Genomic DNA, 14,555 nt, shown 5'->3' on the forward strand with positions numbered 1-14,555 from the left:
AGGACGCGCCAATCGTGTATGACTTCATTATCGTGGGCGGCGGCTCGGCGGGGTCCGTGCTGGCCCACCGGCTCTCCGCAAGAAACGCCAGCAAGGTCCTGCTGTGCGAAGCCGGACAGGACACACCACCCGGCAACGAGCCGGCCGAGATCAGGGACAGCTATCCGGGCACTGCGTATTTCGATCCGCGCTTCCACTGGACCGAACTCAAGGTCACGACGCAAGTTGTCAGCCACAACAATCCGAACGAGGAACGTCCTCCTTTACGCAAATACGAGCAGGCGCGCGTGCTCGGCGGCGGCTCGTCGATCAATGGTCAGATGGCCAATCGCGGCGCGCCGACCGATTACGACGAATGGCAGGCGCGGGGCGCCGAGGGCTGGAGCTGGAACGACGTGCTGCCCTTCTTCAAGAAAGTCGAGCGGGACCTCGATTTCGACGGACCGTACCACGGCAAGGACGGCAGGATCCCGGTCCGCCGTATCCCGAGGGAGCACTGGACGCGGCATTCACAGGCCTTCGCCGCGGCCTTCCAGCAGGCCGGCCATCAGTTCGTGCCGGACCAGAACGGCGAGTTCGTCGACGGCTATTTCCCGGTGACGCATTCGAACCAAACCGAGCAGCGCGTTTCGGCCGCGATGGGCTATCTCGATCGCGACACCCGTAAACGCGCCAACCTCACGATCTCCACCAACACGCAGGTTCGGGAGCTGCTGTTCGAGGGCACGCAATGCGTCGGCGTGAAAGCTGTGATCGATGGACGGGAGCAAGAATTTCGCGGTCGCGAGATCATTCTCTCCAGCGGCGCCATCCATTCGCCAGCGCATCTCTTGCGCGCCGGCATCGGCCCGGTCGGTCACCTCAAGGATCTGGGCATTCCCGTGCTGATGGGGCTGCAAGGCGTCGGCCAGCGCCTGATGGATCATCCCTCGATCTCGCTGTCGTCCTTCGTTCGCCGCGGCGCGCGCATGAACGAGCACACCAGGCGCCACATGCAGCTTGGGCTGCGATATTCCTCCGGGCTGCCGGGCGTGCCGAAAGGCGACATGTTCGTCGTCGTCATCAGCAAATCGGCCTGGCACGCGGTCGGCGCGCAGATCGGCTCGCTCCTTACCTTCGTCAACAAGACCTATTCCGAGACCGGGCAGGTCAAGCTTACCTCGCGCGATCCCTCAGCGGAGCCGATCGTCGAGTTCAATTTGTTGTCCGACCGGCGCGACCTCGATCGCCTCATGAGCGGTTTCCGCAAGATGGCGGCGGTGCAGATGAGCGAAGTCGTCAGGAAGGTGACCGACAAGCCGTTCCCGGCCGCCTACACCGACCGCGTCCGCAAGATCGGCGTGGTCAATACCAAAAACAGAATTCTCACCACGATCGCCGCGGCTCTGATGGACGGCCCGGCGGCGCTGCGTCACTACATGATCGACAATTTCGTGGTCGAGGGTTTTACCTTCGATCAGGTGATGAACGACCACGAGGCGCTGGAAGCTTTCGTGCGCAAGGCGACCATCGGCGTGTGGCATGCCTCGTGCTCATGCCGCATGGGCCGGGACGACGATCCGATGGCAGTGGTCGACAACCAGGGCCACGTCAAGGGCGTGCAGGGCCTGCGCGTCGTCGACGCGTCGATCTTCCCGGTGGTGCCATGCGCCAACACCAATTTTCCGGTATTAATGACCGCGGAGAAGATCGCGGCGGCGATGATGCAGTGAGCGGCAGGGTGCGCACCGGACGTTGGCCAATCAAGTGCCTCCGCAACGCTCCAGTTGCGGACGGGACTTGGTTGCATGCCGCAAGCTTGACTTGCTGGGCGGGCATTCGTGCGCTGCGAGTTAATCATCTCAGCCGCTACGTGTAGGCGACGACGATTGCAGGTTGTGTCGCGCAATCCAGCCATTTTTGGCCGCTCTTTAGGCCCATTTCAGCCAAACTGTTATTGGTTTCTCGTTGTCCGGGGCAGGGTCTCTCATTTGGAGTCCTGCAATGTTCAAGCGAGTATTTTCTGCGTGCGTCTTCGTTGTTCTAGGTTCTGTCGCTTCGGAAGCCCGGCCTTATCGCATTCATCAAGCCACTGAATGCAATGTCACCATGCCCTGCGACTTCTCGTATTCGAGAACGCGAAACGAGCGGACTTCCAGGTCCTCACTGATTTCCAGATCTTCACTCAATTCCAGGTCTTCTCTACAAGCCTACCGCTCGACGCAACTGACAGTGACTGATGCAGGGGGCGCCGCCACGCCGGCGACCGTCTCCGGTGTATCCGGCGCGCGCGTTATCGGTGGCCGTCCGGCCGGTTGCCCTTCGTCCTTCTGCGGCTGCGGCGCGGCTCTGCGCGTGTTCGGCCGTATCGTGCCGGAATTGAATCTTGCGGCCAATTGGCTGCGCTTTCGGCGGACATCACCCGCACCAGGAATGGTTGCTGCACGACGAGGACACGTTTTCGTCCTGGAGCAGCACCTCGGGGGCGACGTCTGGATGGCCTATGACGCCAACTCGGGCGGGCGCGCGACGCGAATCCATGCGCGTTCATTGCGAGGGTATACGATCGTCAACCCGCGCGGCGGTTCGATGGCTTGAGGACGGCGGACACTATACTCTCGACAAGACCATGGACAGGTCGCGCCACCTTTGCGACCCGCCCATGCTGGACCATTGATTGGCGCCGGGCGCAGCGTCGATCACAGCCGCAGCACCTTGCCGGGATTCATGATGTTCTGCGGATCGAGCGCGCGCTTGATGGTGCGCATGATGTCGAGCTCGGTCTTCGAGCGATAGTGACTGAGCTCGTCGAGCTTGTCGATGCCTATGCCGTGCTCCGCCGAGATCGAGCCCCCCATGGAGGTGATGAGATCGTTCACGGCCCGCGTGATGACGCCCTTGTATTGGGTCAGCGTCTGCTGATCCATGCCGAGCGGCCCCATGAATGAAAAATGCAGATTGCCGTCGCCGATATGTCCGAGCGGATAGGGGCGGATGGTGGGGAGAATGCCGAGCACGGCCTTGAGTCCCAGATCGATGAACTCGGGAATCCTGGAGATCGCAACGGATACGTCGTAGCTCAGTCCCGGTCCCTCGGCCCGGGAGGCCTCGGCGACACCCTCGCGGATGCGCCACATTTTGCGCGACTGGCTGACCGTGTGTGCGATCGCTGCATCGCGCACGCGACCGGCCTCGAGCTGATCGGCGAGAAACTGCTCCATCTTCTCGGACATGCCCTCGGTGCCGTCCCGGCGTGGGCGTGCGGATGACCATTCGAGCAGGAGGTACCATGACGTATCTGCCTTGAGCGGATCCTGAGTGCCGGGGATATGGCGCAGCACCATGTCTATGGCGGAGCGGCTCATCAGCTCGCAGGAGCCGACATTGTCTTCGGAGGCGCTGTGGGCTTCGGACAGGATTTCCAGAGCCGCGCGCGGATCGCGCACCGCCAGCCAGGCGGTGCAGACGTCCTTCGGGGCAGGCCATAGCTTGAGAACGGCCTTGGTGATGATCCCCAGCGTGCCTTCGGCACCCATGAACAGGTGCTTGAGATCGTAGCCGGTGTTGTCCTTCTTGAGCGCGCGCAATCCGTCCCAGACCTCGCCATTGGGCAGCACGACTTCGAGCCCCAGCACGAGATTACGGGCGTTGCCATAGCGCAGCACCTGCACGCCGCCGGCGTTGGTCGACAGATTGCCACCGATCATGCACGAGCCCTGGGCACCGAGGCTGAGCGGCAGGAACCTGTCGTGTGCGCTTGCTGTCTCCTGAAGCGTCTGCAGCACGCAGCCGGCCTCGACCGTCATCGAATAGCCGACCGGATCGACCTCCAGAATGCGGTTCATGCGGCCGAGCGACAACACGATGCCGGTGTGCGCAGGCCAGGGCGTCGCCCCGCCCATCAGACCGGTGTTGCCGCCTTGCGGCACGATCGCGACGCCGTGCTCGTGGCAAAGCCGGACCACCCTGGAGACCTCCTCGGTGCTGCCGGGACGAACGATGGCACCGGCTCCGCCGACCAGCAATCCGCGCCAATCGGTCACGAACGGTTGCTTGCCGTGCTCGTCCTCGATGAGACCTTTTTGGCCCACGATCGCGCGCAACGCATCGCGCATTTCGGTGGTCAAAGGAGTGGCTGGAATGTCGGGTGGGGACGACGGGAAGGCAGCCGGCATGTGTTTCCTCTGGTGCATCTTTGGTGTGCACTGTGCACGTGACGTGCTGGGGTATTGTCCACGTTTGTGCCCGGGAGTCTAATGGGAATATAGCTCAAATTCCGCGGGGGCTCGGCGTCACTGCCAGCGCCGCGAAGCCGCGAGTCGCCTTTTACGGCGCGGCGTCTCGCCTCGGCAATGCCGCGGTGTTCGGCTTCATCACGATGAGGTACTAGGCCGTCGCCGCTTGCGGGTTCGACCTGGGTTGCCGCGACAGTGCCAGCACGATGACCGAAGCGAACACACACAGCGCGCCAGCGACGAAGAAGGCGGGCAAGTAGCTCTCATAGACGGTGCGCGACAGGCCAGCGCCGAAGGCGGCGGTGCCGGCGCCGAGTTGATGGCCGGCAAAGATCCAGCCGAACACGAGGTTGGCGCGCTCGGGCCCGAACTTCTGCGCGGTGAGCCGTACGGTCGGCGGAACCGTGGCGATCCAGTCGAGCCCGTAGAACATCGCGAACATCGATAAGCCGTAGAACGAGAAATCGCTGAAGGGCAGGAAGATCAGCGACAGCCCGCGCAGGCCGTAATACCAGAACAAGAGCCAGCGATTGTCGTAGCGGTCTGACAGCCAGCCCGACATGATGGTGCCGAAGAAATCGAAGATGCCCATTGCCGCAAGCAGGCTTGCCGCCTGCACCTGCGGGATGCCGAAATCGAGGCACATCGGGATCAGGTGCACCTGGACGAGACCATTGGTTGAGGCGCCGCAGACGAAGAAGGTCGCAAACAGGATCCAGAACGCAGTCGACTTCGAGGCGTCGCGCAGCGTGCCGAGCGCAACGCCGGTGATCGAGCCGTGACTGGCCGGCGGAGCGGGCAGCGGCGCGGTCCCTGCGTCGCCGAATGGGCGCAGGCCGACATCGCTCGGCCGGTCACGCATCGCGAGCAGGACTGCCAGCGCCGAGACGCCGAGCATGATGCAGACGAAGCCGAGTGCGAGGCGCCAGCCGAACCGTTCGGTGAGGCTTGCGAGCAGCGGCAGGAATACGAGCTGACCCGTGGCGACGCTCGCCGTCATGATGCCGACGACGAGGCCGCGTCTTGCTGCGAACCAGCGCGTGGCGATGGTGGCGCCCAAAACCAAGGCGGTCATGCCGGTGCCGATGCCGATCACCACGCCCCAGAGGGCGACGAGCTGCCAGACCTCGGTCATGCCGAGCGAGAGCACGAGCGCCGAGACGACGATCAGCTGGGCGGCGAGCGTGACGTTGCGCAGGCCGTAGCGGTTGAGCAGGGCAGCGGCGAATGGTGCCATCAGCCCGAACAGGATGAAGCGGATCGACAGCGCGGAGGAGATCTCGGCCGTGCTCCAACCGAACTCGTTTTGCAGGGGAACGATGAAAACGCCGGGCGCACCGACCGTGCCGGCGCTGATCAGCGCGGCGAGGAAGGTTACGCCGACCATCACCCAGCCGTAGTGAATGTTGCGGCGGGAAAGTGCTGCCGCGAGCCAGTTCGAGATCATTGGGCCTCAATGTTGACGGGCGGTCGCAAGAGACCGGCGTCAGTTCGAGGATGGCACGGACGGCTTCTGTCGCAAATGACAGAGTTCCCTCGTTTTCAGACTTTCTTGCGTCAGTGCCCCAGCCGCTCTACCGCAATCGCCGTGGCCTCGCCGCCGCCGATGCAGAGCGCCGCGACGCCGCGCTTGAGGTTCTGCGCCTCCAGCGCATGAAGCAGCGTCACGATCAGCCGCGCGCCGGTCGCGCCGATGGGATGGCCAAGCGCGCAGGCGCCGCCATTGGTGTTGAGCTTGTCGCGGGGAATGCCGAGATCGCGCTGCGCCGCCATCGCAACGACGGCGAAGGCCTCATTGATCTCGAACAGATCGACATCGCTTGCGCTCCAACCGACCTTGTCGAGCAGCTTGCGGATCGCCGGGATCGGCGCCGTGGTGAACCATTGCGGCTCCTGGCTGTGGGTGGCATGGCCCTTGATCTCGGCCAGAACCGGCAGGCCGCTCCGATCGGCGAGCGAGCGCTTGGTCAGCACGAGCGCGGCAGCGCCGTCGGCGTTCGCGGAGGAGGCCGCCGGCGTGATGGTACCGTTGGCGCGGAACGCCGGCTTCAAGCCGGGGATTTTGGCGGGATCGACCTTCAGCGGATGCTCGTCGTTGGCGATGACGCGGGGACCCGCTTTCTCGGTGAGCGTGACCGGCGCGATCTCGGCCTTGAACGCGCCGCCTTCGACCGCCTTGCGCGCGCGACTGAGTGTCTCCATCGCATAGGCGTCCTGGTCCTTGCGCGTGAACTGATAGGCTTCCGCAGTCGCCTCGCCGAAATCGCCCATGGAGCGGCCGGTCTCGTAGGCGTCCTCCAGCCCGTCCATCATCATGTGGTCGATGATGCGGTCATGGCCGGCGCGGTAGCCGCCGCGCGCCTTGGCCAAAAGATACGGCGCGTTGCTCATGCTCTCCATGCCGCCGGAGACGACGATCTCGGCCGAGCCGGCGCGGATGATGTCGTGCGCCAGCATGGTCGCCTTCATGCCGGAGCCGCAGACCTTGTTGACGGTGGTCGCACCCGTGGCGTCGGGGAGACCTGCTGCACGCGCGGCCTGGCGCGCCGGAGCCTGGCCCTGACCGGCTGGCAGCACGCAGCCCATGAACACCTCGTCGACCTTCTCAGGCGCGAGTTTTGCGCGCTCCAACGCCGCGCCGATTACGTGCGATCCGAGCTTGTGCGCGGGGAGCGGCGACAATTCGCCCATGAAGCGGCCGAGCGGGGTGCGGGCGGCGGAGACGATGACGACGGGATCGGCAGCTTCGGCCATGACGAACTCCCTGCGGGGATAAGTAAGATTATGCTCATCATATGATGCGGCGCAAAAAATGCAACCGCGCCAGGGATGAGAAAATGTCGTCGTTCGGATGAGATTTAGTCGTTCGATTCGAGGAGGTGCTTCTTCGAGGCACATTGTCATCACCCGCGAAGGCGGGTGATCCAGTATTCCAGAGGCCGTCGTGGGATACGGAGAAGCCGCGGCGTCCTGGATGCCCGGTCCCGGCTCCGCCAAGGCTACGCCGGGCCGTCAGGGTGCTCGGCCGCCGAAGCTTTAGCGAAGGCGGCAAGCCGGGGCATGACACGTTTGGCGTGGCGGCGACTTACTAATCAGAGACGATTGCGGCGACAGCCCTATCGCTTCCGGTTCACGAACGCCTGCATCAGCCGCGTCGGCTCGTCCGTCAGGAACGACTCGCCGAACACCTTGACACTGAGATTGACCGACTCCGTCAGCGGCAATTCCTCCCATTGCCGCAGCAGCGCCTTTTGCGATCGCAGCGCCTCGGGGCCGCATGCGAGCAACGCCTGCACGACGCGCTCGACCTCGGCATCCAGCCCGCCTTGCGGCGCAACCTTGTCGACCAATCCCCACGCGAGCGCCGTCGGCGCGTCGATGTTCTCCGCCGTCATCACCAGCCAGCGCGCGCGGGCCCAGCCGACCAGGCGCGGCAGCAGCGCGGCATGAATCACCGAGGGGATGCCGACGCGCACCTCCGGCATGCCGAAATGCGCATCATGGGCGGCGATGCGGAAGTCGCAGGCGGCGGCAACCTCGAGGCCGCCGCCGAGGCACCAGCCGGGCATGCGCGCGATCACGGGAGCCGGGAAGGCGCGCACCGCCTCGCAGAGATCGCGCAGGCGGCTGATGAAGGCTTCGGCCGATCTTTGGTCGAGTTTCGCCATCTCCTTGATGTCCGCGCCGCCGATCATGCTCTTTTCGCTCTCGCCGCGCAGCACCACGACGCGGATTGCGTGGTCGGTGGCAAGCCGCTGCAAGCCTTCGCGCATGGCGTCGGTCACGGGCGAGCCGAGGATGTTGAGCGGGCCGGCGTTGCAGATCGCGACATGGACGACGCCGCGCGCATCACGCGTCACGCCGCAATGGTGGTTGAGCATTTCCATGTGGCATCTCGAGGTTTGGTGGACAGGCGCAGGGCGCACCGGGTCGAGGTCACTTCCGGGCCGAAACGCCCGGCTTGTCAAGCGGGCGGTGGGCGGAGTTGCCAGGGCGAAGTCCGCCACATAGTATGATGTAAATCATACAAGAGGCGGTCATGACCCAATCCGACCATCTTGACCTGTTTTCGCCCGACCAGCGGCGCGAGCGCGTGGTGGATTGGCAGATGCCTGCACCGGTTGCGAAGGTGGCGATGGGTCTGTCGGGCGTGGACGCCATGCTGGGCATTCGTGACGGCCGCCTGCCGCCGCCGCCCTTCGCAAAACTCATCGGCTTCACCATGGCCGTGGTTGAGCCGGGCCGGATCGTCATGGAACTGGAGCCGCGTGAAGATCTCGAAAATACTGTCGGCCTCTTGCACGGCGCAACCGCTGCGGCGCTGCTGGATACAGCCATGGGGTGCGCGATCTCGACCCGGCTGGAGGCCGGGCAGGGCTCCGTGACCCTCGATCTGAAGCTGACCTTCCTGCGTCCGCTCTCGGTCCGTTCAGGCCTGATCTCGGCCGAAGGCAAGGTGATCAAGCTGGGGCGCCAGACCAGCTACGCTGAAGGTTTCGTTCGTGACGGCAAGGGCGCGCTGGCGGTGCATGCAACCGCAACCTTTTCCATGATCGGCAACAATCTAACTGCGATTTAATGCGCCGTTCGCGACGTTCGCGTGTTATGAGATGATTTCCGACATTCAATGAGATCCGCATGCGCTATTCCCGGGAACACAAGCAGGAAACCCACGACCGCATCGTGAAGAAGGCCTCGGTGCGACTGCGCGAAAAAGGTGCCCACGGCATCGGCGTCGCCGATCTCATGAAGGAGGCAGGCCTGACCCACGGCGGCTTCTACGCGCATTTCGATTCCCGCGAGGCGCTGGTGATCGAGTCCTTCGCCTACGCCATGGATCGCTCGATGGAGCATTGGCGCAAGCTCACGAGCGAGGCTGCGCCGGAGAAGCGTTTGGCACTGATCGCGGATAGCTATCTCTGCGCGCTGCATCGCGACAATCCAGGCCATGGCTGCTCGATCCCCTCACTCGGCGCCGAGATCGCCCGCGAGAGCCCGAAGACGCGGAAGGCGTTTGCCGGCAAGCTCGACGAGATGATCGAGATGATGACCGATTATATCCCGAACATGCCGCGCAAGGCCGCACGAAAACAGGCGATTGCGACGCTCGCCACGATGGCCGGCACCATGCTGCTGGCGCGCATCGCCGGCTCGAGCGAATTGTCCGACGAGGTGCTGAAGGCGGGCCGGGACAGCGCGCTTGAGGGCGCGCGGCGTGAGCCGAAGGCCGCGGCCGCGAAGAAGGCGCGCGAGAAGCAGAACTAGTGCCAGCTACACCCCCTCGGGACCTCATCCTGAGGAGACCGCCAACCGGTCGTCTCGAAGGATGGCCGCGGGTGAGATACGGGCCTGCATGGTTCGAGACGGCACTTCGCGCCTCCTCACCATGAGGAGCTGGCAGTTGTGCTTCGGACCCGACTAATCGACGTTACCGCCCCGCAAACAGCGCTCGCTCGCGCTCCACGATCTCGCTGATGTAATCTGCGACGGCCCTGATCCGCGCGAGGTCCTTGCTGTCGGCGTGCATCAACATCCAGAACGTCCGCGTGATCGAGATTTCTTCGGGCAGTACGGCTTCGAGCTGCGGGTAGTCGCTTGCCATGAAGTGCGGCAGCACCGCGATTCCGAAGCCTGAGAGCGTTGCATTGAGCTGCGCGATCAGATTGGCGCTGCGGAAACGTGCGGAGATCTTCGGCGACACCTGCGGCAGATAGTCGAGTTCCGGCGTGAACAGCAGCTCTTCGATGTACCCGACGAAACGGTGCTGCGGCAGGTCCTGGCGCGACGTGATCTCTGGGAAACGTTCGAGATAGCCAGGCGCGGCATAGAGCCCGAGGCGGTAGTCGAGGAGCTTGCGGCCGACGATGCGGCCTTCCTTCGGCATGGTCAGGCTGATGGCGATGTCGGCCTCGCGTTTGGAGAGGCTGAACAGCCGAGCGGTGGCCACAAGTTGCAGGTCCAGATCGGGATAACGGTCCGCAAAGGGCGCCAGCCGCGGTGCCAGAAAGGCAGTGCCAAAACCATCGGGCGCGCCGATCCGCACGGTGCCGGTCAGCCGTGCGACCGAGCCGCCGACCTGCTCCTGATTGGCGACGATGGTCGATTCCATCGCTTCCGCACTGTCGGCGACGCGCTGGCCGGCCTCGGTGAGGAGATAGCCGGTCTTGCGCCGGTCAAACAATTTTGCCGAGAGATGCTTCTCCAGCCGGTCGACGCGGCGAATCACCGTGGCATGATCGACCCCGAGCTGTTTTGCCGCAGCCGACACCGAGCCGCCCCGCACGATGGCCAGCACGAAGCGAAAGTCGTCCCAATCGATAGCGCCTTGATCCAGCATTTTCGCACATCTATGGTGCAATATCTCAGACTTGAATCCTATAAAATGCAGGTCGATAGGATTTGTCAAAGCGATCAGGCTCGACTTCCAGCGATCAGGCTCGACTTCCAAGGAGATCATTCCATGCGTTCAATCGGACATTTCATCGGCGGCAAGGAGGTCAAGGGTACCTCGGGCCGCACCGCCGACGTTTTCGAACCGATGACCGGTGACGTCCAGGCCAAGGTCGCGTTGGCGTCCAACGCCGAGGTTCGCGCCGCCGTCGAGAACGCGCGCGCCGCACAGCCGGAGTGGGCCGCGACAAATCCCCAGCGCCGCGGCCGCGTCATGATGAAATTCCTGGAGCTGATCCAGCGCGACTACGACAAGCTCGCCGAGCTGCTCGCGCGCGAGCACGGCAAGACCGTGCCCGACGCCAAGGGCGACATCCAGCGTGGCCTCGAGGTCGTCGAGTTCGCTTGCGGCATCCCGCATTTGATGAAGGGCGAATACACCGAAGGCGCCGGCCCCGGCATCGACATCTATTCGATGCGCCAGCCACTCGGTGTCGTCGCCGGCATAACCCCGTTCAACTTCCCGGCGATGATCCCGATGTGGAAGTTCGCCCCCGCGATCGCCTGCGGCAACGCCTTCATCCTCAAGCCGTCGGAGCGCGATCCCGGCGTGCCGATGAAGCTTGCCCAGTTGATGATCGAGGCCGGCCTGCCCGCTGGCATCCTCAACGTCGTCAACGGCGACAAGGAGGCGGTCGACGCCATCCTCGACGATCCCGACATCAAGGCCGTCGGCTTCGTCGGCTCGACGCCGATCGCGCAGTACATCTATGAGCGTGCCGCGCAAACCGGCAAGCGCTGCCAGTGCTTTGGCGGCGCCAAGAACCACGCGATCGTGATGCCGGATGCGGACATGGACCAGGCCGTCGACGCGCTGATCGGCGCCGGCTACGGTTCGGCCGGCGAGCGCTGCATGGCCGTCTCCGTCGCCGTCCCGGTCGGCAAGTCGACTGCTGACCGCCTGATGGAGAAGCTGATCCCGCGCGTCGAGAGCCTCAAGATCGGCACCTCGATCGATCCCTCGGCCGATTACGGTCCGCTGGTTACGCGCGAGGCGGTCGAGAAGGTCAAGAGCTACATCGACATCGGCATCAAGGAAGGTGCGACGCTCGCCGTCGACGGCCGCGGCTTCAAGATGCAGGGCTACGAGAACGGGTTCTATCTCGGTGGTTCGCTGTTCGACAACGTCACCAAGGACATGCGGATCTACAAGGAAGAGATCTTCGGCCCCGTGCTCTCGGTCGTGCGCGCGCACGACTACAAGGAAGCACTGGCGCTGCCGTCCGATCATGACTATGGCAACGGCGTTGCCATCTTCACCCGCGACGGCGACGCCGCGCGCGACTTCGCGGCTAAGGTCAATGTCGGCATGGTCGGCATCAACGTGCCGATCCCGGTGCCGATCGCCTATTACACCTTCGGCGGCTGGAAGAAGTCGGGCTTCGGCGATCTCAACCAGCACGGCCCGGATTCGGTCCGCTTCTACACCAAGACCAAGACGGTGACCTCGCGCTGGCCGTCCGGCGTCAAGGAAGGTGCGGAGTTCTCGATCCCGCTGATGAAGTAGGGCTGTAGCCCAGTCGTCATTGCGAGGAGCGTAGCGACGAAGCAAATCCAGCGGAGACAGGCTGGATTGCTTCGCGGAGCCTGTCATCGGGCCGCGCTTCGCGCGGACCCGTTGGCTCGCAACGACGGTGGAGCAAAGGGTAGGCGACGTCATGCAGTTCGCTCTGAACGAGGATCAGATCGCAATTCGCGACATGGCGTTGGTGTTCGCGGCGGAGAAGATCGCGCCGCAGGCGCTGCGCTGGGACGAGGAGAAGCATTTCCCCGTCGACGTGATGCGCGAGGCCGCCACGCTCGGCATGGGCGGCATCTACATCCGTGACGACGTCGGCGGCTCCGCCATGACGCGGTTCGATGCGGCGCTGATCTTCGAGGCGCTGGCGACGGGCTGCCCGACCACCTCGGCCTTCATCTCCATCCACAACATGGCGTCCTGGATGATCGATGCCTATGGCAGCGACACCCAGCGCCACACATGGCTGCCAAAACTCTGCACCATGGAGCTGATCGCGAGCTATTGCCTGACCGAGCCGGGCGCCGGCTCGGACGCAGCGGCGCTGCGCACCCGTGCCGTGCGCGACGGCGACCACTACGTGCTCAACGGCCAGAAGCAGTTCATCTCCGGCGCCGGCGGCACCGACCTCCTGGTCGCGATGGTCAGGACCGGTGGCGATGGTCCCGGAGGCATCTCGACCCTCGTCATCGACGGCAAGACGCCGGGCGTCTCGTTCGGCGCCAATGAGCGCAAGATGGGCTGGAACGCGCAGCCGACCCGCGCCGTGATGTTCGAGAATGCCCGCGTGCCGGTCGCCAACCGCCTCAGCGAGGAGGGCGCCGGCTTCAAGATCGCGATGGCCGGCCTCGATGGTGGCCGCCTCAACATCACCGCGTGCTCGCTCGGTGGTGCGCAAATAGCGCTCGAAAAGGCGCGCAGCTACATGAAGGAGCGCAAGGCCTTTGGAAAACGCCTCGACGAGTTCCAGGCATTGCAATTCCGCCTCGCCGACATGGCGATCGAGCTCGAGGCCGCCCGCACCTTTTTGTGGCGCGCAGCCGCGGCGCTGGATCGCAAGGATCCTGATGCCACCATGCTCTGCGCCATGGCGAAACGCTTCGGCACCGACGTCGGCTTCGAGGTCGCCAACCATGCGCTCCAGCTTCACGGCGGCTATGGCTACTTAAGCGAATACGGCATCGAGAAGATCGTGCGCGATCTCCGCGTGCACCAGATCCTCGAAGGCACCAATGAAATCATGCGGCTCATCGTGGCGCGCAAGCTGATCGAGGGCGCACCATGAGTGGCGTGGAAGAGGGCGACCTGATCGCCCGTGTCGAGGGCGCAGTCGGCGTGATCCGCCTCAACCGCCCGAAGGCGCTCAATGCCGTGACGTTGGAGATGTTTCGCGACATCGACAAGGCGCTCGACCGCTTCGAGGCCGATGCGGCCGTCGCTGTGATCCTGCTGGAAGGCGCCGGCGAGCGTGGGCTGTGCGCCGGCGGCGACATCCGCACACTCTGGGAAAGCTCGAAGGTCAACGGTGACCTCGGCAAGATCCTGTGGCGCGAGGAGTACATCCTCAATGCCCGGATCAAGAAGTTCCCAAAGCCGTATGTCGCCTTCATGGACGGCATCGTGATGGGCGGCGGCGTCGGTTTGTCAGCCCATGCCAGCCATCGTGTCGTTACGGATCGCACGAAGCTGGCAATGCCGGAAGTCGGTCTCGGCTTCTTCCCCGATGTCGGCGGCACCTATCTGTTGTCGCATTCGCCGGGCGAGATCGGCACCTATTTCGGGCTGACCGGCCAGACCATGAGCGGGCCGGACGCGATCCATGCGAAGTTCGCCGATTGGGTCGTGCCGGCGGTGAAGTTGCCGGAGCTGCGCAACGTCCTGACGAAGCTGCGCCCCGATGCGACTGCGGCCGAGGTCAGCATGATCATCAACAGCTTTGCGACCGGCGAGACAGCAGGACCAGTATCTGCGAAGGAGCCGATCATCGACCCGCTGTTCGGCTTCGACCGCATGGAAGATATTGTTGCGGCGCTCAAGCGCGACGGCTCAGAGTTTGCGCTCGCCACGTTGAAGACGCTCGGCGAAAAATCGCCACGCGGCATGGTGGTGACGCTGAAGCTCTTGCGGCTCGCACGCATGGCGTCCAGCCTGGAAGAGTGTCTCGTGCGCGAATATCGCGCCGCCCTGGAGGTATTTCGCAGCGACGATTTCCGCGAGGGCGTGCGCGCCGCCGTGATCGACAAGGACCGCAATCCGACCTGGTCGCCGCCGCGGATCGAGGATGTGACGCCGCAGATGCTGGCACCATATTTCGCCGAAATCGGCGCCGACGAGCTGAAGTTCAACTAGAATATTGAAGCGGAGGAAACGAC

At 64.1% G+C, this 14,555-nt stretch carries 12 protein-coding genes; 7 read left to right on the forward strand and 5 right to left on the reverse strand.

Going from position 1 to position 14,555, the window contains the following annotated elements; translation table 11 throughout:
• Window positions 1–14: 14 nt before the first annotated feature.
• Entirely contained in the window at window positions 15–1,712 is a 1,698-nt protein-coding gene (locus tag IVA78_RS33300; RefSeq protein ID WP_247276933.1) for a GMC oxidoreductase, read from the forward strand.
• 271 nt (window positions 1,713–1,983) lie between these two features.
• The gene (locus tag IVA78_RS33305) at window positions 1,984–2,577 is read left to right on the forward strand and encodes a hypothetical protein (protein ID WP_247276934.1); all 594 of its coding nucleotides are present in this window, start codon (window positions 1,984–1,986) and stop codon (window positions 2,575–2,577) included.
• 101 nt (window positions 2,578–2,678) lie between these two features.
• On the opposite strand, the gene IVA78_RS33310 is transcribed toward IVA78_RS33305, so the two are convergent.
• The 4 genes from IVA78_RS33310 to IVA78_RS33325 all read right to left on the reverse strand — a co-directional run bounded on the left by IVA78_RS33310 (window position 2,679) and on the right by IVA78_RS33325 (window position 8,101).
• Complete coding sequence (locus IVA78_RS33310; protein ID WP_247276935.1) at window positions 2,679–4,154, reverse strand: FAD-binding oxidoreductase; 1,476 nt, start codon at window positions 4,152–4,154, stop codon at window positions 2,679–2,681.
• 211 nt (window positions 4,155–4,365) lie between these two features.
• The gene (locus tag IVA78_RS33315; RefSeq protein WP_247276936.1) at window positions 4,366–5,661 is read right to left on the reverse strand and encodes an MFS transporter; all 1,296 of its coding nucleotides are present in this window, start codon (window positions 5,659–5,661) and stop codon (window positions 4,366–4,368) included.
• Between the two features lie 110 nt (window positions 5,662–5,771).
• Window positions 5,772–6,968, reverse strand: coding sequence for an acetyl-CoA C-acyltransferase (locus tag IVA78_RS33320; RefSeq protein WP_247276937.1), 1,197 nt, complete (start codon window positions 6,966–6,968; stop codon window positions 5,772–5,774).
• Window positions 6,969–7,330: 362 nt separating this feature from the next.
• Window positions 7,331–8,101: an enoyl-CoA hydratase gene (locus IVA78_RS33325; protein WP_247276938.1), complete on the reverse strand. Its 771-nt coding sequence runs from the start codon at window positions 8,099–8,101 to the stop codon at window positions 7,331–7,333.
• Window positions 8,102–8,253: 152 nt separating this feature from the next.
• Here IVA78_RS33325 and IVA78_RS33330 point away from each other — a divergent pair, with 152 nt between their 5' ends.
• Together IVA78_RS33330 and IVA78_RS33335 are read left to right on the forward strand one after the other, a co-directional pair.
• Window positions 8,254–8,793 carry a PaaI family thioesterase gene (locus tag IVA78_RS33330; protein WP_247276939.1) on the forward strand — a complete coding sequence of 180 codons (540 nt, stop codon included), beginning with the start codon at window positions 8,254–8,256 and terminating at the stop codon, window positions 8,791–8,793.
• 59 nt (window positions 8,794–8,852) lie between these two features.
• Entirely contained in the window at window positions 8,853–9,479 is a 627-nt protein-coding gene (locus tag IVA78_RS33335; RefSeq protein WP_247276940.1) for a TetR/AcrR family transcriptional regulator, read from the forward strand.
• Between the two features lie 163 nt (window positions 9,480–9,642).
• On the opposite strand, the gene IVA78_RS33340 is transcribed toward IVA78_RS33335, so the two are convergent.
• The gene (locus IVA78_RS33340) at window positions 9,643–10,551 is read right to left on the reverse strand and encodes a LysR family transcriptional regulator (protein WP_247276941.1); all 909 of its coding nucleotides are present in this window, start codon (window positions 10,549–10,551) and stop codon (window positions 9,643–9,645) included.
• A gap of 123 nt (window positions 10,552–10,674) precedes the next feature.
• On the opposite strand from IVA78_RS33340, the gene IVA78_RS33345 reads away from it, so the two are divergent.
• From IVA78_RS33345 to IVA78_RS33355, 3 genes are all read left to right on the forward strand, one after another.
• Entirely contained in the window at window positions 10,675–12,171 is a 1,497-nt protein-coding gene (locus tag IVA78_RS33345; RefSeq protein ID WP_247276942.1) for a CoA-acylating methylmalonate-semialdehyde dehydrogenase, read from the forward strand.
• A 151-nt stretch (window positions 12,172–12,322) separates the two neighbouring features.
• Window positions 12,323–13,468 (forward strand): isobutyryl-CoA dehydrogenase, encoded by a 1,146-nt coding sequence (locus tag IVA78_RS33350; RefSeq protein ID WP_247276943.1) that lies wholly within the window; start codon window positions 12,323–12,325, stop codon window positions 13,466–13,468.
• Window positions 13,465–14,532, forward strand: coding sequence for an enoyl-CoA hydratase/isomerase family protein (locus IVA78_RS33355; RefSeq protein WP_247469453.1), 1,068 nt, complete (start codon window positions 13,465–13,467; stop codon window positions 14,530–14,532). Before IVA78_RS33350 ends, IVA78_RS33355 begins: the two co-directional genes overlap by 4 nt.
• The last annotated feature ends 23 nt before the right edge of the window (window positions 14,533–14,555 follow it).

It is taken from the genome of Bradyrhizobium sp. 137, from assembly GCF_023074095.1.
In the GTDB taxonomy this organism is placed as follows: Bacteria; Pseudomonadota; Alphaproteobacteria; order Rhizobiales; family Xanthobacteraceae; genus Bradyrhizobium.